This is a genomic window from Yersinia sp. SCPM-O-B-9106 (C-191), assembly GCF_026183365.1.
GTDB classification, from domain to species: domain Bacteria; phylum Pseudomonadota; class Gammaproteobacteria; order Enterobacterales; family Enterobacteriaceae; genus Yersinia; species Yersinia rochesterensis.
Genome location: NZ_CP110791.1, coordinates 1,263,967 through 1,288,564 on the forward strand (window position 1 = coordinate 1,263,967; position 24,598 = coordinate 1,288,564).

Here is a 24,598-nt window from a genome sequence, read left to right on the forward strand (position 1 = left end):
AGAAAATAATGAATAACACGATGTTTCATGCATTCAGCCGCCGGGTAATCTCTGTGATATCACTACTGGCGGTGTTGGTAGTGGCCGGTGTTGTTAATGCTGCCAGCAATGTCGAGATGGATTTAAGCCAATCGCCCGAGGTCTCCGGCACGGCGGAGGGGACGGTGAAAATGCCCAAACAGCAACAGCGGATGGCACTGAACTATGTTAACCAACCGCCGATGGTGCCACACAGTGTGGATGGTTATCAGGTCAGCAAAAACACCAACCGCTGTCTACAATGCCACGGTGTTGAACATTACCGGGCTACGGGCGCGCCGCGTGTGAGCCCAACCCACTTTATTGACCGCGATGGCAAGGTATCGAGTGAAGTTTCGCCGCGTCGCTACTTCTGCTTGCAATGCCATGTGCCGCAAACTGATGCAGCACCAATTGTCGGTAATAGCTTCCAGCCAGCACCTGGTTTTGGTCAATAAGTAAGATGGTTATTGTGAGAATAAACAATGAATGAGACTAAAAAGCCCGGTATTATCAAACGATTATGGCAGTGGTGGCGCAGGCCTAGCCGGCTGGCACTCGGGACGTTACTGCTGATTGGCTTTGTTAGTGGCATCATTTTCTGGGGCGGTTTTAATACCGGCATGGAAATGGCGAATACTGAGAAATTCTGTATTAGCTGCCATGAAATGAAAGACAACGTTTATCAGGAATACATGGGAACCATCCACTACAGTAACCGCAGTGGTGTGAAGGCGACCTGTCCGGATTGCCATGTTCCCCATGAGTGGGGGCCGAAAATGGTGCGTAAAATCAAGGCCAGCAAGGAATTGTATGCCAAAACTTTTGGTTTGATTGACACGCAGCAGAAGTTTGAGGCTCATCGCCTGACCATGGCTGAAAATGAGTGGGCGCGAATGAAAGCCAATGGTTCGCAAGAATGCCGCAACTGCCATAATTTCGACAATATGGACTTCACGGCACAGAAAACGGTGGCGGCGAAAATGCACAGTAAAGCCATTGAAGCAGGTAAAACCTGTATCGATTGCCATAAAGGCATTGCCCATAAGTTGCCGGATATGAAGGATGTGCCGACCGGTTTCTAATCCCCTGCGAACTTAAAACCGGGTTGGCTGCGCTCGTGAACCCGAATCAAATGCTCTGTGGACTGCGTGTCGACAGGGCATTTTTTATTGCTATATTAGGTATCCTTTTGCATAATAAGACCTGTTAACTGGTCTTTTGGAGGTGCTTATGCCAAGTGTAATTTTGTCAGACACTAGCGCGAGTGTGAGTGAACTGAAGAAAAATCCCATGGCGACAGTGAATGCCGGAGCTGGTTTCCCTGTTGCTATCCTGAACCGTAATCAACCTGCGTTTTATTGTGTGCCTGCTGAACTTTATGAACAAATAATGGAAGCGCTTGACGATAATGAATTGGCTAAGTTGGTTAACGAACGTCGTAACCAACCACTTCATGATATTGATTTGGAAAGCTATTTATGATCTATACCGTTAAGTTCAGAGAAGAAGCGCTAAAGGAATGGCACAAACTGGATAAGACGATACAACAGCAGTTCGCCAAAAAATTAAAAAAGTGCAGCGATAATCCACATATTGAGAGTGCTAAACTACGTGGGATGAAAGACTGTTACAAAATTAAATTACGGTCCTCAGGTTTCCGACTAGTGTATGAAGTTATTGATGATATTTTGATAGTTGCTGTGGTTGCAGTAGGAAAAAGAGAACGTAGCGAGGTTTATAAACTTGCCAGTGAAAGATTACGCTAATTATTGTTAGCCCGCTAAAGAAGGTGCTATGTCAGTCAAAATTGAAAATATCCAAAAAGAACTGTTATCAAAAAACTGGTTCAAACTACATAAATATACCTTTGATTTAATAACCGATAATGGAACCCCGGTACAACAAACTCGTGAAGTGTATGACCGGGGGAATGGCGCGACTATTCTGTTATATAACCGTCCCAATGGCACTGTGGTGCTGACTAACCAATTTCGCATGCCAACCTATGTAAACGGTAATTCCGACGGTATGTTGCTGGAAACCTGTGCCGGCTTGCTGGATAACGATTCACCGGAAGAATGTATTCGCCGTGAAGCGGTTGAAGAGACTGGTTATCAGGTCGATAAAGTACAAAAACTGTTTGAGGCTTATATGTCACCGGGCGGAGTGACTGAAATTGTCCATTTCTTTGCCGCTGAATATCATCCGGATCAGAAAGTCACCGATGATGTCGGTGTGGAGGACGAAGTTATTGAAGTGGTGGAGTTGCCGTTCACTGAAGCCATAGCCATGATGGCAGATGGCCGAATTAAAGATGGTAAAACCATTATGCTGTTGCAGTATGCGCAAATTCACGGCTTATTAAATTAATAATCTTCTTATGTGGATTACAGCGCTATGTTGTTGCCGTGATTTCGCGGCACTTAATTCTCCCATTGTTGATAACTCCCCCGATTGTTGATTATTCCCCCTGATTGATAAGTAAATTCTTCTGTTGATGCAAAAATGTTATGCAGAGTATGGCCTGCTTCATAGATTGTGATAATTCACTCACTATACTGGTTCTGTTATTGGTCATACCACCTCAAAGCATAAAAGCAAAGGGAACCTACAATGGACGAACAATTGAAACAGAGTGCGCTTGATTTTCACCAATATCCTACTCCAGGGAAAATTCAGGTGTCGCCAACCAAACCGCTAGCGACCCAACGGGATTTGGCGCTAGCTTATTCTCCTGGTGTTGCTGCACCCTGTCTGGAAATTGCTGCCGATCCACTGGCCGCCTATAAATATACTGCGCGCGGGAACTTGGTCGCGGTTATTTCGAACGGTACTGCGGTACTGGGGCTGGGCAACATTGGCGCATTAGCGGGTAAGCCGGTCATGGAGGGGAAAGGGGTTCTGTTCAAGAAATTCTCCGGTATTGATGTGTTTGATATTGAGATAGATGAACTCGATCCTGACAAACTGATCGACATTATTGCTTCGCTGGAACCCACTTTCGGCGGTATCAATCTGGAAGATATCAAAGCACCGGAATGTTTTTATATTGAGAAGAAACTGCGCGAGCGCATGAAAATCCCGGTGTTCCATGATGACCAACACGGCACGGCGATTATCTGTACCGCCGCGGTGCTCAACGGCTTGCGGGTGGTGAAGAAAGATATTAGTGATGTGAAATTGGTGGTCTCTGGGGCTGGGGCGGCATCCATTGCCTGCTTGAACTTGCTGGTCGCACTGGGATTAAAGCCACACAATATCACTGCATGTGATTCCAAGGGCGTGATTTATAAAGGCCGTGAAGCCAATATGGCGGAAACTAAAGCGGCTTACGCAATTGAAGATAATGGTCAGCGCACACTGGGCGATGCTATGCCAGGTGCGGATATCTTCCTCGGCTGCTCCGGCCCCGGAGTGCTTACGCAAGACATGGTCAAAACCATGGCACCTAGCCCGCTGATTCTGGCGTTGGCGAACCCGGAACCTGAAATTTTACCGCCATTAGCCAAAGCGGTGCGCCCAGATGCGATTATCTGCACTGGCCGCTCGGATTATCCTAATCAGGTCAACAACGTACTCTGCTTCCCGTTTATCTTCCGTGGTGCATTGGATGTAGGCGCGACCACCATTAACGAAGAGATGAAACTGGCTTGTGTGCATGCCATTGCCGATCTGGCACTGGCTGAACAGAGTGATGTGGTGGCATCCGCTTATGGTGAACAAGACCTTTCCTTTGGCCCTGAATACATCATTCCTAAACCATTCGACCCGCGTTTGATTGTGAAAATTGCACCGGCGGTGGCGAAAGCGGCGATGGAGTCCGGTGTGGCCACGCGCCCAATCACAGATTTTAGTGCTTACGTCGAGAAACTGTCGGAATTTGTCTATAAAACCAACCTGTTTATGAAGCCGATTTTCTCGCAGGCGAAAAAAGAGATGAAGCGGGTGGTGTTGGCTGAAGGTGAAGAAGAGCGCGTATTACATGCTACTCAAGAGCTGATTTCTCAAGGGTTGGCGTATCCAATCTTGATTGGTCGCCCGAGTGTGATTGAGACTCGACTGAAGAAATTGGGCCTGCAAATTACTGCCGGGAAAGACTTCGAAGTGGTTAATAATGAATCTGACCCGCGTTTTAAAGATTATTGGCATGAATACTATCAAATCATGAAGCGCCGTGGCGTTTCACAGGAACAAGCGCGGCGCGCCGTGATTGGCAACCCAACACTGATTGGCTCCATCATGGTTCATCGGGGCGAAGCCGATGCGATGATTTGCGGCACTATTGGCACTTATCATGAGCATTATGATGTGGTTGAGAAAGTCTTCGGTTTCCGCAAGGGCGCGCATGTGGCGGGCGCAATGAATGCGCTGCTGTTGCCCACCGGTAACACGTTTATCGCCGACACTTACGTCAATGATGACCCGACGCCAGAGCAGCTAGCCGAGATTACCTTGATGGCGGCTGAAACGGTGCGCCGTTTTGGTATTGAGCCAAAAGTAGCGTTGTTGTCTCATTCAAGTTTTGGTACCTCGAATTGCCCTGCGGCCCGTAAAATGCGCCGCACTCTGGAATTGGTGAATCAGATGGCACCTGAACTGGAGATCGACGGTGAAATGCACGGTGATGCGGCGCTGGTGGAAAGTATCCGCCATAACCTGATGCCGGACAGCCCACTGAAAGGGGCGGCTAACGTGCTGATTATGCCGAATATGGAAGCGGCGCGAATCAGTTATAACTTGCTGCGCGTAACTTCTTCAGAGGGCGTAACAGTCGGGCCAGTGCTGATGGGGGTAGCAAAACCGGTGCATATTCTGACGCCGATTGCTTCGGTGCGCCGAATTGTGAATATGGTGGCGTTGGCGGTGGTTGAAGCACAAACCGAGCCACTATAAAACCTCTTCCGCTTCGGTAGTTTTTTGTGAAATGAAAAACTTATACCCAAAGTAATTGGAGTTGCAGGTAGGCAGCCAGCAAGCAAATCCCGAATCACTTACACTTGTAAGTGATTCGGGTGAGTGCGCGCAGCTAACAACCCTGCGGCTTCAAGAACGAAGGGTATTTCGGCGGTTTTTGCTGGCCTGCTGTAACCACTTATCCAGCTCGTTGGCAAATTGCTGGCGATCCCGCTGATTTAAGGTGTTGGGGCCACCGGTTTGAATACCACTGGCGCGCATGGTGTCCATAAAGTCGCGCATATTCAACCGCTCACGAATGGTATCCGGGGTATAACGCTCACCGCGAGGGTTTAGCGCAATACCCCCTTTTTCAATCACTTCTGCCGCCAGCGGAATATCGGCGGTGATCACTAAGTCGTTTTTTTCGACGCGCTGCACGATTTCGTTATCGGCAACATCAAAGCCGGAAGCAACCTGTAAGGTGCGGATAAACTTCGAGGGCGGTGTTTTAAGTGGCTGATTTGCCACCAAAGTGACCATCATGCCGGTTCTGTCTGCGGCACGAAATAATACATCCTTAATGACATTCGGACAGGCGTCTGCATCAACCCAAATTTGCATCAGTGGTGTTCTCCTGCGGCCAACCAGTCTTTGACTGGCAGAAAATCGCGGTACAATGCCGCCTCAGCGCTGTCTGCCGCTGGTTGATAATTATATTCCCAGCGCACCAGTGGCGGTAGGGACATTAAAATAGATTCTGTGCGGCCCCCGGTTTGCAGACCGAATAATGTGCCACGGTCCCAGACCAGATTAAACTCAACATAACGACCACGGCGATAAAGCTGGAATTCGCGCTCGCGTTCACCCCAACTCAGTGCTTTGCGCCGTGCAACAATCGGCATATAAGCATCAAGAAAACCATTGCCGACCGCCTGAGTGAAATTGAAGCAGGTAGCAAAATCGGGGCTGTTTAAATCGTCGAAGAACAGGCCACCAATACCACGGGCTTCATTGCGGTGCTTAATATAAAAATAATCATCGCACCATTTTTTATAGCGCGGATAGATTTGCTCACCAAAGGGTTGGCACAGTTCATTGGCGGTTTTATGCCAGTGAACCGCATCTTCTTCAAATCCATAGAAGGGGGTTAAATCAAATCCGCCGCCAAACCACCACACGGGATTTTCGCCGGGTTTTTCAGCAATAAAAAAACGCACATTAGCATGGCTGGTAGGCAGATAAGGGCTGTTCGGATGAATGACCAATGACACGCCCAGCGCCTGAAAACTGCGACCTGCCAGTTCAGGGCGATGTGCTGTGGCCGATGCTGGTAATGCTGCGCCTGAAACATGCGAGAAGTTAACACCCGCCTGCTCGAATACCGCCCCGTTGACCAATACCCGACTGCGGCCACCCCCGCCTTCCTCACGGACCCAATTTTCCTCTGTGAATTCAGCGCTGCCATCAGCTTGAGCCAGTGCGGCACAGATTTTATCCTGCAAACCCAGCAGGTAAGTTTTGATTTGGTCTGTATCGGGTAAATTCATCAGAAAGGTTCTAGTAGCCGGGAAATTATCAGGAGCCAAGTATACCCCGATTTACTGTCATTGTTGTACTCTCGGTGCGTATGAGTGCTGAATGGGAAATATTCTGGCGAGATTTATCTGGATCTTCTCAAATATCATTACGGACTATCACTATGGGAAATATCACTTTATTATTGCGTGATATAATAGGGCGTAGTGATCAACATATTCATTTTACTCAAGGGTGCGAATATCCATGGAAATCCGCGTATTTCAGCAAGGCGATTTTGAAGAAGTGATTCTGCTGTGGGAGCATTGCGACTTGTTGCGGCCATGGAACGACCCAGAAATGGATATTGAGCGTAAGCTGAATCATGACCCCGAATTGTTCCTGGTAGCGGAAGTCAGCGGCGCGATTGTCGGCTCGGTGATGGGCGGTTATGACGGCCACCGAGGCTCCGCTTATTATCTGGGAGTTCACCCTGACTTTCGTGGTCGTGGCTTTGCCAATGCGCTGATCAGCCGTCTGGAAAAGAAATTGATTGCCCGTGGCTGCCCGAAGCTGAATATCATGGTGCGCGAAGACAATGACGCGGTAATTGGCATGTATGAAAAGCTGGATTATGAAACCCAAGACAGCATCATGCTGGGCAAACGGTTGATTGTCGATCAGGAGTATTGAGGGTTTAGTGGGTTGAATTTTAAATATATTTAATTCATACCTGCTGAGGGAATTAAGGTGTTAGTGTCTGCCTGGCCGAATCACTGACTGCCCGTTGACCTTAAAATAAATAGACTCATCGGGATTAATGAGCTTCACTCTACGGGCTAGCATAAATGCTGTTCAAATCGGTTCCCGACCGATTTGTTATTCACTTGCTGCTTACCTGCGCTTCCAATGATTGTGCGGCGTGACATTATTATCTGGAGTCGCAAGCCAAAGAGCTGCGACTCCCATAATTTTAGCTATCAGATTGATTATTTAATCTTGGTAATGTTTTTCACATCGACTTCCACAGAGTTCCAGTCTTTATCTACTTTCCCTTCGATTTGGACTTTATCTTGTGGCGTAATGGTTTGGCCTTTCCAGCGCTTGCTGTCGATATCCACCGTAATGGTGCCGGTGCTATCGCGGAAAGTATAAGTATCATGGCCGAGCCGCTCTACGATATTCCCCTCTAAAGTGACGCGGGCATCATCACGCATGCTTTTCACTTTATCCACAGTGGTATTTGTCGCACTCGGGCCAGAGAAACCGCCTTGCGTTGCGGGCTGAGTCTGTGTTGTGGCCGGGCCGTCAAAACCCCCTTGCGCAGTGTTTGTCGCACTTTGCGCCAGTAATGGCGTGCTGCATAACATAACCAAGGTGGCAGCTAAGGTCAGTTTCTTCATTTTATTGCTCCTTCAATGAATGAATTATTGCATTTGAAACCAGAGACCTTTTCGGCCTCGCTACCCAATACTAGACTAAAATCACATTAGAATTTGTCTAATAAGAAAGCAACCCATGCCGAAAAGGGCTGTTTGATGAATATAAATGGGGATAAAGTCTATTTAATCAACCGGATTGAGTGTTTTTTCTTTGGAAACACTATTCGTTTGATTATACCGATAATAAGAAAGAATGATGAAAGCCGACCCTGTTATGGCACTTTTTCAGCGAGCTGGACTCCAATCTCTGGTTATCATATTTCAACTGCCATGCTTTTGCTTCTGTGTAGAGTTCTCTGCAAAAAAGTTCTTTGTAGAAAATGTTCTTTGCAGACAAGCTGATTGGATGCAGTGGTTTTTTAAGGAGCTTTAGATGAATATTCGCCCACAGTTGTCTGGGGTGCGCTTGTTATTACTGGGGGCCCCTCTGTTATTGGCCGGGTGTTCAGCCACGTCCGGGTTTTCTTGGTCAAGTTTGTCTCCGCTTAATTGGTTTAGTGGCAGCAGCAGTATGCAAGTGACTGATAATGGTGTCGGTGGTATCACGGCCAGTACCCCTTTGAGCGAAAATGAGATTAAAGAAGGGCTGAAAGGTGATTATCGGTTGCGCAGCGGTATGGCAACTAATGATGGCAAGCTGGTTTCTTTCTACCAAGCCATGAAAGAAAACCAAGTTAAGTTGGTTATCTCTGGTCAGCCCAAAGGCACGGTAGAGCGCATTGATGTCATGGATAAAGATATTCCGAGCCAATGGGGCGTTAGTATTGGTGCGCCATTCAGTCAGTTATATAAAAAAGCTTTTGGTGTTTGTCAGAAAGGCACTGGTGATGATAGTGGGCAAATAGAATGTGCCGCGCCCGATAGCAAGCATGTTAGCTATTTATTTGCGGGCAACTGGCATGGCCCTGAGGGCTTAATGCCATCTGACGATACTTTGCAAAGCTGGAAAGTGAGCAAGATTATCTGGCGTGCTAAAAGCGAATAAATATTATTACCCTGTTAAGGCGCGGCTTACATTTAGCGCCTTAATAATAATCCCATCTCGTTAAAAACCCTTTTCCCTTCACCCAATTTTATTTTGCGTTGACACAAGGTTATTTTAATCGCTTCAGTTATGATATTTGGCATAATCGATATGGTTTTTTAGTGAGGAAAAGAAATGACTCAAGTTCAGAGTGGCATTTTGCTGGAGCATTGCCGTTTTGCCATTTTTATGGAAGCAAGAGTACAGGGCGAATTTGATGCCATTCGCCAAGGGTGTAAAAAATTCTGCCTTTCATTGCAAGAGTTACAACAAAAATTCCCTAATGAGCATTTGGGCGCAGTTATCGCGTTTGGTTCAGATATTTGGCATGACCTATCCAATGGTCAAGGTGCACCAGAATTAAAGCCTTTTGTTGCCTTGGGCAAAGCGCCGATGATTGCTCCTGCCACCCAACGTGATTTATTGATTCATATTCAGTCATTACGCCAAGATATTAACTTTACTTTAGCACAAGCCGCTATTGTCGCTTTTGGTGATGCTATTGCAGTTGAAGAAGAGACCCATGGTTTCCGTTGGGTGGAAGAGCGTGATTTTACTGGCTTTATTGACGGTACAGAGAATCCGCAAGGAGAAAGTCGGCCAGAAGTTGCTGTCATTGCTGAGGGCGAAGAAGATGCCGGTGGCAGTTATGTATTAGTTCAGCGCTATGAGCATGACCTGAAAAAATGGCAGCGTATCCCGGAACATAAACAAGAACAAATTGTGGGGCGGACCAAGCATGACAGCGAAGAGTTGCCATCGGACCAGCGCCCTGATACTTCCCATGTTAGCCGGGTTGACCTTAAAGAGAATGGCAAAGGGCTGAAAATTCTACGTCAAAGTTTGCCTTACGGCACCGCCAGCGGTAAACACGGTTTGTATTTCATTGCCTATTGCGCGCGCTTACACAATATCGAGCAGCAATTATTGAGCATGTTCGGCTCAATTGACGGCAAGCACGATCTGTTATTAGGTTTTAGTAAGCCAGTGACCGGCAGTTATTACTTTGCGCCGTCGCTAACTAAATTATTGTCTTTATAATTGCTCTTATTCTGAATGACAAAAGGCCGGTTTCCCGGCCTTTATCTTTTGGTGACTTATTCGGTATTGTAATTACATCGCTATTGCGTCGCGCATTCTGTTGACGACGGTCTGTTTCTGTTCTTTGGTCAGTGTGCGCAAGGGTAAGCGCGGATTACCGGCATCAATGCCGTGTAATTGCATTGCTGCTTTACCAGCGGCAACACCACCAAATTCAACCAAGACGCGAATAAGTGCAATAACCTGATCCATACCGCGTTGCACAGCAACTTGGTTACCTGCATTAAAATCAGCAATAATTTTATGGAACAACGGCGCTGCATAATTATAAGTGCTGCCAACTGCGCCAATAGCGCCGACGGCCAGACCACCCGGTAAATGCTCATCAACCCCGAATGGAATATCAAATTTACCGCCGCTGACACGTAGACAGCGCTGGAATTCATACAAATCCGCATTATTGAATTTAATCCCTGACAGGTTTGGGATTTTTGATTCGGCTTTGATGAGGAATTGTTCCATATCCAAATTCACACCGGACATTCCGGAATGATAATAATAAAAGCCTTTCGAGGGAGCCGCTGCCGCGATTGCCTGACAATAAGCAATAAGGTCGTCAATATTACCCGGTTTGAAGAAGCAAGGGCCGATGGCCGAGGTTGCGAAGATATCCAGTGTTTCGGCATGGCGAGAAAGGTCGACGGCATCTTTAATGCTCAATGCGCCAGTATGTAAGGTAATACTCAGTTTACCTTGCGCCGCTTTTACCCAGCGCTCGGCAACTTTTTTGCGCTCTTCTACTGAGCAATGAATACCTTCACCCGTGGTGCCACACACATAGACCCCTGTCACACCATCATTGACCAGATGCTCGGCAATTTGGTCGATGACGGGATAATTAACTTCACCCTGCTCATCAAAGGGAGTGTGCGGAGCTGCGATCAGGCCGGTTAACTTTTTCATACGCATCCTTAATAAATCAGAGAGAGTGGGGGCATGGTTAGCCAAAATAGTTTTGGGTACAAGTGACATCTCGTGTGATCAGTTTTTCGTCTGTTTTGCTGCTTCGTGTTTTTGTGATGTATTTTGTTGAATAGCTTCACAAAACCAACTGCAAATATGTTCTATACGCGTAATGGCAGAACCGACGGTGACAGCATAAGCGCCTGCTGATATTGCCGCTGCGGCTAATGCTGGCGAGTTATAACGGCCCTCTGCAATCACTCTACAGCCCGCTTGGGATAACTGTTTTACCAGTTCTAAGTCCGGTTCGGTGGGAATTGACGTTTGGGTATAGCCCGACAATGTGGTGCCGATAAAATCGATACCTAACCGGTGCGCTAACAGAGCGTCTTCAATATTAGAGGAGTCTGCCATTGTCAGGCAGCCTGTTGCTTTTGCCCGCTGGAATAAATCTTCTACTGAAACTGGACGAGGGCGGCAGGTGACGTCAAAAGCGATAATATCGGCTCCGGCGGCACTTAACGCATCTACATCTTCCAGCCAGGGGGTGATTCTGACTTCTGAGTCAGACAAATCACGTTTAATAATGCCAATAACGGGGGCATCGGTAACCCGGCGCACCGCTTCAATATTCCTAATGCCCTCAACACGCAGACCAACCGCACCACCCGCCAGTGATGCTAATGCCATTGCCGCCACAATTTCTGGCGTATCCATGGCGCTGCCGGGGACAGGTTGGCACGAGGCGATAAGGCCATTTTGGAGCTGGTGGCGGAGACGACTTTTTTTACTTAGGTTCAGATTGCTCACGGTCTTTAGCTCCGATAAAATATTTTAAATGAAGTTTTACTCCATTATGTTAGATCTTTTATCTGTAGGGTGCAATGGTCAACCTTTCATTAATCGGGTCAAAAAGTATTTATTGTGGAGCACAACTCCAATATGAAAATAATAATGGAGTTGTGACAAGAAAATTGTCATAGTCATCCTATCAACATCATTACAGATATAGAGGGTTGCGCCAGATGGGAAAAGTGTTGGCACTGGATATCGGTGGAACAAAGATTGCTGCGGCGGTGGTGACTGAGAGCGGCATGTTAGTTGGCCGTCAGCAGATAGCGACACCACATGGCGGGGCAGCACAGCTGGCGATAGCACTGGAAACGCTGATTGCACCTTATCGGCATCTGGTTGATTTTATTGCGGTTGCTTCAACTGGCATTATCAATGGTGGCCGCTTGACGGCACTTAATCCTGCGAATTTGGGCGGTTTAGCGGATTTTCCGTTACAAGATTGCATCCAGTCGATCGCTGATTTGCCTTGTGTGTTGCTCAATGATGGGCAGGCGGCCGCTTGGGCTGAGTATCAGGCGTTAAGTCGTGATGGTAACAATGAAATTTCGGTAAACAATATAATTTCTGTAAAAAATATGATGTTCGTGACGGTTTCCACCGGTGTGGGCGGCGGCATCGTGTTGGATAAAAAATTGCTGGTTGGTCATCATGGATTGGCCGGTCACATTGGCCACACATTGGCAGATCCCCACGGCCTGTTATGTGGCTGTGGCCGTCGAGGATGTGTTGAAAGTGTCGCCTCCGGGACGGCAATCGGCGCAGAAACACTGGGTTGGAAACAACCGGTTGCTGCCGCCAAAGTATTTGAATTGGCACAACTTGGTAATATTCATGCGGAAAATATTATTAACCGCTCCGCGACTGCGATTGCTCAAATGCTGGCCGATATGAAAATGGCATTGGATCTGGAAATAGTCATTTTGGGCGGCAGTGTTGGGCTGGCGGCGGGGTATCTGGAGCGGGTTATTGGGGCACAAAATATATTGCCGGAAATCTATCGTGTGCCAGTTCAGGCTGCCCATCACCAGCAAGATAGCGGGTTGTTGGGCGCGGCACTGTGGGCCAAAAATACTCTTTGTCATTGAAGCCGCAGCGGTGTTAGCGGCTCTCGCTCACCCGAGTCACTTACTTGAGTAAGCTCATCGGGATTCGTTTGTTTGCTGCCTTGCTGCGACACCAATGACTTTGAGTATATATTTTATGATTGAATATTGAGGTCAATATGATCAGCGGATCATTAACACAAACAGCTTTTTTCAGTGGGTTACCAGAACGTCTGCAATGGGTTTTAGCCTATTTGGCTAAGACGCCGTTGGCGGAGCTAAGTTGCGGGCGTCATGAAATAGACGGCGAGCTTGTTTTCATGAATGTGATGGAGTTTGAGACCCAACCGGCTGAAAATAAGAAGGCCGAAATGCACCGGACTTATGCAGATGTTCAACTGCTGATAAGTGGCATTGAAGGCATTGAATACTCGACTCTGACACCCACTGAGCATCTCGAACCTTATCATGCTGACGATGACTATCAACTGATTGCCGAGATTCCAGATAAAAGCCAATTACGCATGCTACCGGGGATGTTTGCGGTATTTCTACCGGGCGAACCTCATAAGCCAGGTTGCCAGATTGCGGGGGCGGGCACTATCAAGAAAGTGGTGGTGAAAGTTCATCATAGTTTATTGCATAACGAATTATCTCTATGATTTTTAAATAATAAGAAAGCACGTTATCTTTGACATCTTCCCCGGACCCCCGGGGTTTTTTTATTGATCTCACCCCGCACAATACCGCCATTTGTCTTCACGAAATGGGCCAATTATGTCATGATGCGCGGCAGAAGCGTCCTTATCCGTCAATTCTCTTTCCCTTGAGGTGTCCGCGTGAATACTGGTGCCCCCCGTTTTAAGCCAGGTAAAATTCTTGATGCCTTGGGTGCGATGCAAAATAGCCTGACCCGCTCAGCGCAGCGCATTGCCGCCTATATTTTGGCGGAACCCGCCAAAGTTACTCAGCTTTCTATTGCCGACCTTTCCTCCCTGACACAGGCCGGTGAAGCCACTATCATCCGTTTTTGCCGCACACTGGGTTATAAAGGATTCCAAGATTTCAAAATGGATTTGGCCATTGAGGTGGCAACCCGCCATCACAGTGAAAACAGCCTGTTAGATGCTGATGTGCAAGAGGGCGATGATGCATTGGCGATTGGCAATAAATTGCAATCGGCAATTAATAATGTGCTGTCTGAAACTCTGAATCTGCTGTCTTTTGAGAGTGTTGAACAGGTGGTTAAGCTATTGCGCCCGGCTGATCGCATCTGTATTTTTGGTGTTGGCTCATCCGGTATCACTGCGGAAGATGCCAAAGGTAAATTGATGCGTATCGGATTGCGGGTCGATGCGGCCACAAATAATCATTTCATGTATATGCAGGCTTCTTTGATGCGCCCCGGTGATGTGGCAATAGGTATCAGCCATTCGGGTACCTCAGCTGAAACCGTGCAAGCACTAAAACTGGCGAAGCAGGCCGGTGCCACTACAGTGGCGCTGACGCACAATATGGGCTCCACCATTACGGAACTGGCCGATTATGTGCTGATTAACGGCAACCGTCAGGGGCAGTTGCAAGGGGACTCCATCGGCACCAAAATTGCGCAATTGTTTGTTTTGGATCTGATTTATGCCCTGTTAGTCAAAGCGGATCCTGCTCAGGCAGAAAGCATTAAACGTAAAACAACCCAAGCCGTCAGTCAAAATGGATGACCGGTAATCTTTTTCTGCTGCCATATCTAGCTGCTGCTGCGGAGATCTTTCGCCCGCAGTGGTAAATACCCCATCATTCTGTTGCTTATCTTACTCACTCTGGCATTTCGCTATCTTTGTCACGTTTTAGACACATTGTGATTGAAATAGCGGGCTGATCTTATACACTCAAATGGAGTTTTACTCCTCTTGCGTGTTTTGTTTGGAGTAAAACCACATAAATATAAATGTGGCGAGAACCTTCGGGTAGTGACAGATTAAGTGATTTTAAACAATCAGTTGCTAGGGTTTACCTGCCGCGAGGAAAACAGTTTCTGCCAGTGAACTTAGCTGGTGGTGGAGAGAGCGACGATATGAGCACTTCAGTACAACCACAAACGGACCAACCACCTCGTGGGGATAAACCATTGCGCTGGTATAAGCAGCTCACCCCTGCACAATGGAAGGCATTTATTGCCGCCTGGATCGGTTATGCCCTGGACGGCTTTGATTTTGTTCTTATTACTCTGGTTCTGACTGATATTAAACAAGAATTCGGTTTGACGCTGATTCAAGCAACCAGTCTGATTTCAGCGGCCTTTATCTCGCGCTGGTTCGGGGGCTTGGTGCTGGGTGCTATGGGTGATCGTTATGGCCGTAAATTAGCCATGATCACCAGTATTGTGCTGTTCTCCTTTGGTACCTTGGCCTGTGGTTTGGCACCGGGTTACACCACGCTGTTTATTGCCCGACTGATTATTGGTATCGGGATGGCAGGGGAGTATGGCTCCAGTTCTACCTACGTGATGGAGAGCTGGCCGAAGAATATGCGTAACAAAGCCAGCGGTTTCCTGATTTCTGGTTTCTCTATTGGTGCCGTATTAGCCGCTCAGGCTTATAGCTATGTGGTCCCGGCATTCGGCTGGCGTATGCTTTTCTACATTGGCTTACTGCCAATTATCTTTGCTTTGTGGTTGCGTAAAAATCTGCCGGAAGCAGAAGATTGGGAAAAAGCACAAAGTAAACAACAGCAGTCGAAGCAGACTAATGACCGCAACATGGTGGATATTCTGTATCGCAGCAACTTGAGCTACCTGAATATTGCGCTGACCATTTTTGCCTCCGCCGCCCTTTATGCTTGTTTCACCGGCATGGTATCTACCCCAGTCGTGGTGATCCTTGGTATTCTTTGTGCGGCAGTATTCGTCTACTTTATGGTACAAACCAGTGGTGATCGCTGGCCGACCGGTGTGATGCTGATGGTGGTGGTGTTCTGTGCCTTCCTCTACTCATGGCCGATTCAGGCATTATTGCCCACTTATCTGAAAATGGATTTGGGCTATGACCCGCATACTGTGGGCAATATATTGTTCTTTAGTGGGTTTGGTGCCGCGGTGGGCTGCTGTGTCGGGGGCTTCCTGGGGGATTGGCTGGGAACGCGTAAAGCTTATGTCACCAGTTTGCTGATTTCACAATTACTGATAATTCCACTGTTTGCCATTCAGGGCAGCAGCATCCTGTTCCTCGGCGGGTTATTGTTCCTGCAACAGATGTTGGGCCAAGGGATTGCCGGGTTATTACCAAAACTGCTGGGCGGCTACTTTGACACTGAACAACGTGCTGCGGGATTGGGCTTTACCTATAACGTTGGCGCATTGGGCGGGGCGCTAGCACCCATTCTAGGGGCTTCAATTGCTCAGCATCTCAGCCTCGGTACGGCGTTGGGTTCACTCTCATTTAGCCTGACATTCGTCGTGATTCTGCTCATTGGTTTTGATATGCCATCCCGTGTGCAGCGCTGGGTGCGCCCATCGGGTTTACGGATGGTGGATGCCATTGACGGCAAGCCATTCAGTGGTGCTGTTGGCCCAAATCATGTCAGTGTGGTGACACAGAAGTAAAATAATAACTTTTTATTGCCCGGTGCAGGTTGGCCGGGCTTTTTATTGACCAGACATAAGTGAAATAGGTGGCTGGCGACCAGCATCGTGACTGGCTTAGAGCATTTGATACTTGAACATCACTAAACGGTATATAAAAGCGTTATAGGTATGCACCTAGTTATAAATACACTGAACATAATTTAAGGGCACAACATTCTCAATGAAGAAGCTTGCTGCCGAATGAACCCAGTGAATAAGGTGCAAAATGAAACAGATTTCAATAAAGAAAAATGGATGGACCCGAGTTGCCTTATTTAGCGCGCTAATCTTCGGCAGTGCAACCGCGAGTGCCACCGAGCTACTTAATAGTTCTTATGATGTGTCCCGCGAGTTATTCAGCGCCTTAAACCCCGGTTTTGAAAAACAGTGGGAACAGCAAAATCCTGGTGACAAGCTGACCATCAAACAATCCCATGCCGGTTCCTCCAAACAGGCGTTGGCCATCTTGCAAGGGCTTAAAGCGGACGTGGTGACCTATAACCAAGTCACTGATGTGCAAATCTTGCATGACCGCGGCAATCTCATCCCGGCTGACTGGCAAGCGCGTTTACCTAACAACAGCTCGCCGTTCTACTCCACCATGGCTTTTCTGGTGCGTAAGGACAATCCAAAGAACATCCATAGCTGGGATGATTTGGTGCGTGAAGACGTCAAGCTGGTATTCCCGAATCCAAAAACCTCCGGTAATGGCCGTTATACCTATCTGGCCGCTTGGGGGGCAACTGAACAAGCCAATGGTAAAGACCAGGCCCAAACCCGTGATTGGATGAAGCGTTTCCTGAAAAACGTGGTGGTTTTTGACACCGGCGGTAGAGGGGCGACCACCACTTTTGTTGAGCGCGGCTTGGGTGATGTGCTGATCAGTTTCGAATCTGAAGTGAACAATATTCGCAAAGAGTATGGCAGCGACAAATATGAAGTCATTGTCCCGCCAGTCGATATTCTGGCGGAATTCCCAGTAGCTTGGGTGGATAAAAATGTCGAGAAAAATGGCACTGAAAAAGCCGCCAAAGCTTATCTCAATTACCTCTACAGTCCACCGGCACAGCAGGTAATCACCAGCTTTAACTACCGTGTTTATGATAAAGCGGCGATGGAAGCGGCTAAATCCCAATTCCCTGATACCAAATTATTCCGCGTTGAAGAGCAATTCGGTAGTTGGCCACAGGTGATGAGCACTCACTTCGCCACTGGCGGCGTGCTGGATAAATTGTTAGCAGAAGGTCATCAGTAATGATGTCGGCATCGAGTAAACGGGTTCTGCCCGGATTTACCCTCAGTCTTGGGAGCAGCCTGCTTTACACCTGCCTGATTTTGTTATTACCACTCAGCGCGTTAGTGATGCAAGTTGCTCAGATGAGTTGGGCACAGTATTGGGAGGTGATAACCAACCCTCAGGTGGTCGCCGCTTATAAAGTCACCTTACTGGCCGCTGGTGTAGCCAGTATTTTCAATGCGGTATTTGGCATGTTGATGGCTTGGATTTTGACGCGCTATCAATTCCCCGGCCGCAGTTTACTTGATGGTTTGATGGATTTACCCTTCGCCTTACCCACGGCGGTAGCGGGCTTGACACTGGCAACCTTGTTCTCCACCACCGGTTGGTACGGTGCCTGGTTATACGATGTTTTGGGGATCAAAGTCTCCTTTACCTGGTTAGGGATTGCGGTCGCCATGGCCTTTACCAGCTTGCCGTTTGTCGTGCGCACCGTGCAGCCGGTATTGGAAGAGTTAGGGCCAGAATATGAAGAAGCGGCGGAAACTTTAGGGGCCAGCCGCTGGCAGAGTTTCCGTCTGGTGGTGATGCCGGAATTGGCTCCGGCCTTGCTGGCGGGCACTGCATTATCCTTTACTCGTAGTTTGGGTGAATTCGGCGCGGTGATTTTTATCGCCGGTAACATCGCCTGGAAGACGGAAGTGACTTCGCTGATGATTTTCATCCGCTTGCAAGAGTTTGATTACCCGGCAGCCAGCGCCATTGCGTCAGTCATTCTGGCGGTTTCACTGGTGCTGTTGTTCGGGATTAACACGTTACAAAGTCGCTTTGGTCGGCGGATAGGGGGGCATTGATGGCTGATATCACAGAATTTAATGGTGTGGCCCGCCCGCCCATCAACTGGGGCAAATGGACTCTGATCGCCATCGGCGCACTGTTCTCGTTTTTACTGCTAGTGATCCCGATGGTGTGGATCTTTATCACCGCATTTTCGAAAGGGATCGAGGTGGTCGGGCAGAACTTATCTGACCCCGATATGCTGCACGCCATTTGGCTGACGGTGCTGGTGGCGCTGATTACCGTGCCGGTGAACCTGGTATTCGGTGTGGTACTGGCTTGGCTGGTGACGCGGTTTGTTTTCCCCGGTCGCCAGTTATTGATGACATTAATTGATATTCCGTTTGCCGTTTCACCGGTGGTTGCCGGTCTGATGTATCTGTTGTTTTACGGCTCAAACGGCGTGGTGGGCGGTTGGTTGGATTCTCACGATATCCAATTGATGTTCTCCTGGCCCGGAATGGTGCTGGTCACCATCTTCGTCACCTGCCCATTTGTGGTGCGTGAACTGGTGCCGGTGATGATGAGTCAGGGCAGTCAGGAAGATGAGGCCGCCGTGTTGTTGGGGGCCTCAGGTTGGCAAATGTTCCGCCGTGTGACCTTGCCGAACATTCGCTGGGCATTGCTGTATGGCGTGGTGTTGACCAACGCCCGCGCTATTGGTGAGTTTGGTGCGGTTTCGGTGGTTTCCGGTTCTATTCGTGGCGAGACCTACACCTTGCCGCTGCAAGTTGAGTTATTGCATCAGGATTACAACACCGCCGGGGCCTTCACCGCCGCCGCGTTGTTGACGCTGATGGCAATAGTGACCCTTTTTCTGAAAAGCGGCCTGCAATGGCGCTTAGCGCGTCAGGTTGTTCGTCTCGAACAGGAGCAAAAAGCATGAGCATTGAGATTGATAATATCAGTAAGTATTTTGGCCGCACCAAAGTGCTGAATAACATCACACTTGATATTCCTTCAGGCCAAATGGTGGCTTTGCTTGGCCCTTCTGGTTCGGGAAAAACCACTTTATTGCGCATTATTGCCGGGTTGGAAAACCAAAACGCCGGGCGTTTAAGTTTCCACGGCACTGATGTGAGCCGCTTGCATGCCCGTGACCGCCGTGTTGGGTTTGTATTTCAGCATTACGCGCTGTTCCGCCACATGACGGTGTTCGATAACATTGCTTTTGGTTTGACAGTGTTACCTCGCCGTGAGCGCCCAAATGCGGCGGCTATCAAGCAGAAAGTGTCGCAATTGCTGGAAATGGTGCAATTGGGCCACTTGGCTAGCCGCTATCCATCACAACTTTCAGGTGGCCAAAAGCAGCGAGTGGCTTTGGCGCGCGCGTTGGCGGTTGAACCACAAATTCTGTTGCTGGACGAGCCGTTTGGTGCCCTGGACGCGCAAGTGCGCAAAGAGCTACGCCGCTGGTTGCGCCAGTTGCATGATGAATTGAAATTTACCAGCGTCTTTGTCACGCACGATCAAGAAGAAGCCATGGAAGTGGCTGATCGGGTGGTGGTGATGAGTCAGGGCAATATTGAACAGGTCGGGACACCCGATGAAGTGTGGCGCGACCCCGCGACTCGCTTTGTGTTGGAGTTCCTCGGTGAAGTTAACCGCCTGAGCGGTGAAATTCGCGGGTCACAGCTGTTTATTGGTGCCCATCATTGGCCGCTGGATTTAGCCCCAATGCACCAAGGCAATGTGGATCTCTTCCTGCGCCCTTGGGAGATGGAAGTCAACATTCAATCAAGTGCCCGCTGTCCGCTGCCGGTTCAGGTGCTTGAAGTCAGCCCGCGCGGCCACTTCTGGCAATTAACAGTGCAACCTATTGGTTGGCATCAGGATCCTATCAGCGTGGTCTTGCCAGAAGGTAACATTGACGCCCCGGTGCGCGGCAATCGCTATTATGTTGGCGGGTTAAATGCGCGCTTATATTCTGGCGATCAATTGCTGCAACCCATTGCTTTAGCCCAAAGCGCCTGATAGGTTTTTCTTCTTTTTGTAAACACAGAGTCATACCCAAAGTCATTGGAGCGGCGAACACCGCTGCCGCTTCAAGAAGAAAGGGTATCTAAAGGTAATGAATGTGACGACCCTCGAACACTGCATCGGCAACACCCCACTGGTAAAACTGCAACGCATGAGCCAAGGGCTGAATGCACAGATTTGGGTCAAACTGGAGGGCAATAATCCGGCCGGTTCGGTGAAAGACAGGGCGGCACTGGCCATGATCCAGCAAGCGGAATTGCGCGGAGAAATATCTCCGGGCGATGTATTGATTGAAGCCACCAGTGGTAATACCGGCATTGCGCTGGCGATGATTGCCGCCATCAAGGGCTATAAGCTGAAATTACTGATGCCGGAAAACATGAGCCAAGAGCGGCAGGCCGCCATGCGCGCCTATGGGGCCGAGCTGATTTTGGTCAGCCGTGAGCAGGGTATGGAGGGCGCGCGGGATCAAGCACTGGCGATGCAAGCACGAGGGCAGGGTAAGGTGCTGGATCAGTTTAATAATACTGACAATCCATATGCGCATTTTACCAGCACCGGGCCGGAAATTTGGCAGCAAACCGCCGGGAAAGTCAGCCATTTTGTTTCCAGCATGGGGACTACTGGCACCATTACCGGTGTTAGCGAGTATCTGAAAAGCCAAAATCCGGATGTTACGATTATTGGTCTGCAACCCGCCGAGGGCAGTAGTATTCCGGGAATCCGCCGCTGGCCTGCGGCCTATATGCCAGGAATTTTCCGCCCCGAACTGGTGGATCAGGTGTTGGATATCTCGCAGATTTCAGCCGAACAAACCATGCGCCGCCTGGCCACAGAAGAGGGAATTTTCTGCGGTGTTAGCTCCGGTGGTGCAGTGGCCGGGGCATTGCGAGTAGCCGCCGAAAACCCAGGTGCGGTGATTGTGGCGATTATCTGTGATCGCGGGGACCGCTATTTATCAACTGGAGTTTTTGAGTAATTAAAGGGGATTTTCCCCTTGATGAACCCAAAACAGATCATTGGGTTAGCGTTTATCTTGATGATTCATTGTGGTTCGAGCCGGGTTTGAATCACGTCCTGCTCGATAACACATTGCAAAAATTTCAAACCCTACTCAATCCCAAACCCTATTGTCACCCCCATCTTTTGGGCGCGCTGTAGCGCAGACCCGCATGATATTCATCGGCTGTAACCTATTGCATAATCGGTCAAAATTCCTTGAGCTACAATGAAGAAAAGAGTGAAACCAACGGCCATGGGATTATTGACCCATCAAAGCCGATGAGGGTGAATCAAATAAAACTCAAGGATATGTAAGGATTGAGTAAAATCGGCTGCGCGCAAGTCAAATAGGCATGAAAATAGCCGAAATCAGGCTGGAGAGCGAAGAGATGAAAATTTTGTTAGTCGATGATGATGTTGAGCTGGGCAGCATGCTGAGGGAATACCTAAGCGGCGAGGGTTTTAATGCCGAATTGGTCGTCACCGGTAAAGCGGGCATTGCCGCGGCTTTGTCTGGGGACTATACCGCCTTGATTCTCGACATTATGTTGCCTGACATGAGTGGCATCGATGTTTTGCGCCAAGTGCGTAAAAAAAGCCGTTTACCCATTATTATGCTGACGGCCAAAGGCGACAATATTGACCGTGTTATCGGCCTGGAAATGGGCGCTGATGATTATATGCCGAAGCCGTGTTACCCACGTGAATTGGTGGCCAGACTGCGCGCAGTATTACGCCGTTTTGACGAGCACCCCGATGCGCTTTCGGCGGATGATAGTGTCATTACACATAGCGACTTGATGCTCAATCCGTCGACCCGCAGCAGTGAATGGCAGGGTAAACCCTTTGATTTGACAGCTTCTGAGTTTAATTTATTGGAATTGTTATTGCGCTCGTCAGAGCGGGTGGTCACCAAAGATGAGTTATCTGACAAAGGCTTAGGCCGGCCGCGGGAAGCCTATGACCGCAGTGTCGATGTGCATATCAGCAATATCAGACAGAAACTCGCGGCATTGCCGGGGAATACGTTAAATATTGAAACGGTCCGTAGCATTGGCTACCGCATCAGATAATTGCCATTGGTGGAGTCAGTTAAGTATGCGTGGACGGTTATTCTGGAAAATCCTACTGGGGTTTTGGCTGACCTTTATTTTAATGACCCAGATGCTCTGGGTGGTATTTTCCTTTTACGGCAATCGCCATGAACCGCTTGAGCGCGAAATGATACGCCAGATTGCTAAGTTACAGGTCGCTTCTGCGGCCTCGGTGCTACAAAGTGGTGGCCTGCCAGCCCTAAATGCCATGACGGCGAACTGGCCGGAAACAGATAAAAATCACTTTTCGGTATTGCCAGCGACAGAAATACCCCAAGTGACGACAGAATCACCGGATAAAACGTTGCCAGCCAAAGGTCGAGGGCCAGAGTTTTACAGTAGAGAAGTTACAGCTTGGGTCAAAGGATCGGATGGTCAGAATTATCGTATCAGTTACGACATTGATGGATTGCGGGAAATTAATCAACAGGGAAGATCCGATGGGGGCCGCCATGAAATATTGAACATTCCGATCCCTATGATTTGGATGGGAGTGCTGGGCGGCTTGTTCTTCAGTACCTTGCTGGCCTGGAACCTAACGCGGCCAATGCGCCAACTGCGTGCCGGTTTCGAACGGGTGGCGCAGGGCGATTTGTCGGTGCGGCTGTTGCCTGTTATGCGTCGTCGCCATGACGAACTGACCGAAGTGGCGCGTGATTTTGATTCAATGGCTGAGCGGCTGAAAGAGTTGGTTAGTGCCCGCGAGCAATTATTGCACGACGTTTCTCATGAATTACGTTCTCCACTGGCTCGCTTGCAATTAGCGATTGGATTAGCACGTCAAAACCCCAAAAATGTCGAAAATTCATTGCTGCGCATTGAACATGAATCTGAACGGCTGGATAAGATGATTGGTGAGTTATTGGCGTTATCTCGCACCGAAAATCACAATATCGCCGATGATGACGAGTATTTCGATTTGTACGAGTTAGTGGCGGTGGTGGTCAATGATGCTCGCTATGAAGCACAGGTGCCGGGTGTTGAAATACTGCTACAGGTATCACCGCAAGTTGACTATACCGTCAAGGGGAATGCCGAGCTGATGCGGCGGGCGATTGATAATATTGTCCGTAATGCGTTGCGATTCTCCGCCCAAGGCCAACAGGTAAAAGTGGTGCTTTCATTGACTGATAAGAGTTACCAGATTCAGGTTTCTGATCAAGGGCCGGGTGTTGAAGAGAGTAAACTCTCCAGTATTTTTGATCCCTTTGTCCGGGTCCAATCAGCTCTCTCTGGCAAAGGCTATGGTCTGGGTCTGGCCATCACCCGCAAGGTGATTTTGGCGCATGGTGGGCAGGTTGAAGCAAGAAACGGCGAGCAGGGTGGGTTGGTGATTATCTTGCGAGTGCCGCGTTGGAGTGCGATAGAATAAATTATCAAACAAAAACGGCGCACAAAGGCGCCGTTTTCCATATTCGTATGAAATTATTTCTTGATACGAATAATCGGCGTCTCACCCACGGTGACACTACCGGACAGTTTAATCAGTTCTTTAATCTCGTCCATGTTGGAGATAACCACCGGCGTCAAAGTAGACTTGGCTTTCTCTTCCAGCAGGGCCAGATTGAACTCAATAACTACATCGCCTTTCTTGACGCGTTGGCCTTCTTCAGCGATGCGTTTGAAGCCTTCGCCTTTCAGTTCAACAGTATCAATACCGAAGTGGACGAACAGCTCAATGCCGCTGTCTGATTCGATAGAAAAAGCATGGTTAGTTTCGAAAATTTTACCGATGGTGCCGTCAACAGGAGCAACCATTTTATTGCCTGAAGGCTTGATGGCAATCCCATCACCAACGATTTTCTCTGCAAAAACAACATCAGGAACATCTTCGATGTTGACGATCTCACCAGACAACGGCGCGACGATTTCAATAGTGCCACTGTCTTTTTTATCATCTGAAACCAGTGATTTCAGTTTATCGAACAAACCCATGATCTTCTCCTAAGTATTTATACTCGTCATACTTCAAGCTGCATATGCGTTGGCTGCGTTCAATCACCCGAATCACTTACAACACAGTAAGCTC

25 protein-coding genes and 1 pseudogene are annotated in these 24,598 nt (G+C 48.6%); 20 read left to right on the forward strand and 6 right to left on the reverse strand.

Going from position 1 to position 24,598, the window contains the following annotated elements:
* Positions 1-20 precede the first annotated feature (20 nt).
* The 6 genes from napB (at position 21) to maeB (ending at position 4,914) form a co-directional block, all read left to right on the forward strand.
* A complete protein-coding gene (gene napB, locus OP863_RS05720; protein WP_072089045.1) occupies positions 21-476 on the forward strand; it encodes a nitrate reductase cytochrome c-type subunit in 456 nt (151 codons plus the stop codon).
* A gap of 27 nt (positions 477-503) precedes the next feature.
* The gene (gene napC, locus OP863_RS05725; RefSeq protein ID WP_145588881.1) at positions 504-1,103 is read left to right on the forward strand and encodes a cytochrome c-type protein NapC; all 600 of its coding nucleotides are present in this window, start codon (positions 504-506) and stop codon (positions 1,101-1,103) included.
* A gap of 148 nt (positions 1,104-1,251) precedes the next feature.
* Positions 1,252-1,503, forward strand: coding sequence for a type II toxin-antitoxin system Phd/YefM family antitoxin (locus tag OP863_RS05730; protein ID WP_038635039.1), 252 nt, complete (start codon positions 1,252-1,254; stop codon positions 1,501-1,503).
* Positions 1,500-1,787 carry a type II toxin-antitoxin system RelE family toxin gene (locus OP863_RS05735; RefSeq protein ID WP_038635036.1) on the forward strand — a complete coding sequence of 96 codons (288 nt, stop codon included), beginning with the start codon at positions 1,500-1,502 and terminating at the stop codon, positions 1,785-1,787. Before OP863_RS05730 ends, OP863_RS05735 begins: the two co-directional genes overlap by 4 nt.
* Before the next feature lie 28 nt (positions 1,788-1,815).
* Positions 1,816-2,391, forward strand: a complete 576-nt coding sequence (gene nudK / locus OP863_RS05740) for a GDP-mannose pyrophosphatase NudK (RefSeq protein ID WP_038635033.1) — start codon at positions 1,816-1,818, stop codon at positions 2,389-2,391.
* Between the two features lie 243 nt (positions 2,392-2,634).
* Positions 2,635-4,914: an NADP-dependent oxaloacetate-decarboxylating malate dehydrogenase gene (gene maeB / locus OP863_RS05745; RefSeq protein WP_038635031.1), complete on the forward strand. Its 2,280-nt coding sequence runs from the start codon at positions 2,635-2,637 to the stop codon at positions 4,912-4,914.
* Positions 4,915-5,064: 150 nt separating this feature from the next.
* Here maeB and OP863_RS05750 read toward each other — a convergent pair whose 3' ends face one another.
* Together OP863_RS05750 and hemF are read right to left on the reverse strand one after the other, a co-directional pair.
* Complete coding sequence (locus OP863_RS05750; protein WP_038635028.1) at positions 5,065-5,538, reverse strand: YaiI/YqxD family protein; 474 nt, start codon at positions 5,536-5,538, stop codon at positions 5,065-5,067.
* Positions 5,538-6,464: an oxygen-dependent coproporphyrinogen oxidase gene (gene hemF / locus OP863_RS05755; RefSeq protein WP_265525973.1), complete on the reverse strand. Its 927-nt coding sequence runs from the start codon at positions 6,462-6,464 to the stop codon at positions 5,538-5,540. Before hemF ends, OP863_RS05750 begins: the two co-directional genes overlap by 1 nt.
* A gap of 235 nt (positions 6,465-6,699) precedes the next feature.
* Here hemF and OP863_RS05760 point away from each other — a divergent pair, with 235 nt between their 5' ends.
* The gene (locus OP863_RS05760) at positions 6,700-7,125 is read left to right on the forward strand and encodes a GNAT family acetyltransferase (RefSeq protein WP_004392525.1); all 426 of its coding nucleotides are present in this window, start codon (positions 6,700-6,702) and stop codon (positions 7,123-7,125) included.
* Between the two features lie 296 nt (positions 7,126-7,421).
* Here the strand turns inward: OP863_RS05760 and OP863_RS05765 are convergent, their stop codons facing one another.
* On the reverse strand, positions 7,422-7,835 hold the full coding sequence (locus tag OP863_RS05765; protein WP_145586183.1) for a YgiW/YdeI family stress tolerance OB fold protein: 414 nt from the start codon (positions 7,833-7,835) through the stop codon (positions 7,422-7,424).
* A gap of 412 nt (positions 7,836-8,247) precedes the next feature.
* Between OP863_RS05765 and OP863_RS05770 the strand changes: the two genes are divergently transcribed.
* Together OP863_RS05770 and OP863_RS05775 are read left to right on the forward strand one after the other, a co-directional pair.
* Complete coding sequence (locus OP863_RS05770; RefSeq protein WP_145510182.1) at positions 8,248-8,859, forward strand: RpoE-regulated lipoprotein; 612 nt, start codon at positions 8,248-8,250, stop codon at positions 8,857-8,859.
* Between the two features lie 174 nt (positions 8,860-9,033).
* A complete protein-coding gene (locus OP863_RS05775; protein WP_145588884.1) occupies positions 9,034-9,939 on the forward strand; it encodes a Dyp-type peroxidase in 906 nt (301 codons plus the stop codon).
* Positions 9,940-10,011: 72 nt separating this feature from the next.
* Here the strand turns inward: OP863_RS05775 and OP863_RS05780 are convergent, their stop codons facing one another.
* Positions 10,012-10,902: a dihydrodipicolinate synthase family protein gene (locus OP863_RS05780; protein WP_038635011.1), complete on the reverse strand. Its 891-nt coding sequence runs from the start codon at positions 10,900-10,902 to the stop codon at positions 10,012-10,014.
* A gap of 78 nt (positions 10,903-10,980) precedes the next feature.
* A complete protein-coding gene (locus tag OP863_RS05785; RefSeq protein WP_230852345.1) occupies positions 10,981-11,652 on the reverse strand; it encodes an N-acetylmannosamine-6-phosphate 2-epimerase in 672 nt (223 codons plus the stop codon).
* Positions 11,653-11,927: 275 nt separating this feature from the next.
* Here OP863_RS05785 and OP863_RS05790 point away from each other — a divergent pair, with 275 nt between their 5' ends.
* The 11 genes and pseudogenes from OP863_RS05790 to OP863_RS05840 all read left to right on the forward strand — a co-directional run bounded on the left by OP863_RS05790 (position 11,928) and on the right by OP863_RS05840 (position 23,941).
* On the forward strand, positions 11,928-12,842 hold the full coding sequence (locus OP863_RS05790) for an N-acetylmannosamine kinase (RefSeq protein ID WP_145588885.1): 915 nt from the start codon (positions 11,928-11,930) through the stop codon (positions 12,840-12,842).
* 137 nt (positions 12,843-12,979) lie between these two features.
* Complete coding sequence (nanQ, locus tag OP863_RS05795) at positions 12,980-13,462, forward strand: N-acetylneuraminate anomerase (protein WP_050291467.1); 483 nt, start codon at positions 12,980-12,982, stop codon at positions 13,460-13,462.
* Between the two features lie 177 nt (positions 13,463-13,639).
* Positions 13,640-14,518, forward strand: a complete 879-nt coding sequence (locus OP863_RS05800) for a MurR/RpiR family transcriptional regulator (RefSeq protein WP_038635000.1) — start codon at positions 13,640-13,642, stop codon at positions 14,516-14,518.
* A 353-nt stretch (positions 14,519-14,871) separates the two neighbouring features.
* The gene (locus OP863_RS05805) at positions 14,872-16,398 is read left to right on the forward strand and encodes an MFS transporter (RefSeq protein ID WP_038634998.1); all 1,527 of its coding nucleotides are present in this window, start codon (positions 14,872-14,874) and stop codon (positions 16,396-16,398) included.
* Positions 16,399-16,645: 247 nt separating this feature from the next.
* Positions 16,646-17,674, forward strand: a complete 1,029-nt coding sequence (locus tag OP863_RS05810) for a sulfate ABC transporter substrate-binding protein (protein ID WP_038634996.1) — start codon at positions 16,646-16,648, stop codon at positions 17,672-17,674.
* Entirely contained in the window at positions 17,674-18,510 is an 837-nt protein-coding gene (cysT, locus tag OP863_RS05815; protein WP_038634993.1) for a sulfate/thiosulfate ABC transporter permease CysT, read from the forward strand. Before OP863_RS05810 ends, cysT begins: the two co-directional genes overlap by 1 nt.
* Positions 18,510-19,386 (forward strand): annotated as a pseudogene (cysW, locus tag OP863_RS05820) (sulfate/thiosulfate ABC transporter permease CysW). Before cysT ends, cysW begins: the two are co-directional and overlap by 1 nt.
* Positions 19,376-20,467 carry a sulfate/thiosulfate ABC transporter ATP-binding protein CysA gene (gene cysA, locus OP863_RS05825; protein WP_038634987.1) on the forward strand — a complete coding sequence of 364 codons (1,092 nt, stop codon included), beginning with the start codon at positions 19,376-19,378 and terminating at the stop codon, positions 20,465-20,467. Before cysW ends, cysA begins: the two are co-directional and overlap by 11 nt.
* A gap of 103 nt (positions 20,468-20,570) precedes the next feature.
* On the forward strand, positions 20,571-21,452 hold the full coding sequence (gene cysM, locus OP863_RS05830; protein WP_145591516.1) for a cysteine synthase CysM: 882 nt from the start codon (positions 20,571-20,573) through the stop codon (positions 21,450-21,452).
* A 412-nt stretch (positions 21,453-21,864) separates the two neighbouring features.
* On the forward strand, positions 21,865-22,548 hold the full coding sequence (locus OP863_RS05835) for a response regulator transcription factor (RefSeq protein WP_050291523.1): 684 nt from the start codon (positions 21,865-21,867) through the stop codon (positions 22,546-22,548).
* Positions 22,549-22,573: 25 nt separating this feature from the next.
* The gene (locus OP863_RS05840) at positions 22,574-23,941 is read left to right on the forward strand and encodes an ATP-binding protein (protein ID WP_145591515.1); all 1,368 of its coding nucleotides are present in this window, start codon (positions 22,574-22,576) and stop codon (positions 23,939-23,941) included.
* Between the two features lie 53 nt (positions 23,942-23,994).
* Here OP863_RS05840 and crr read toward each other — a convergent pair whose 3' ends face one another.
* A complete protein-coding gene (crr, locus tag OP863_RS05845) occupies positions 23,995-24,504 on the reverse strand; it encodes a PTS glucose transporter subunit IIA (RefSeq protein WP_004392561.1) in 510 nt (169 codons plus the stop codon).
* Between the last annotated feature and the right edge of the window lie 94 nt (positions 24,505-24,598).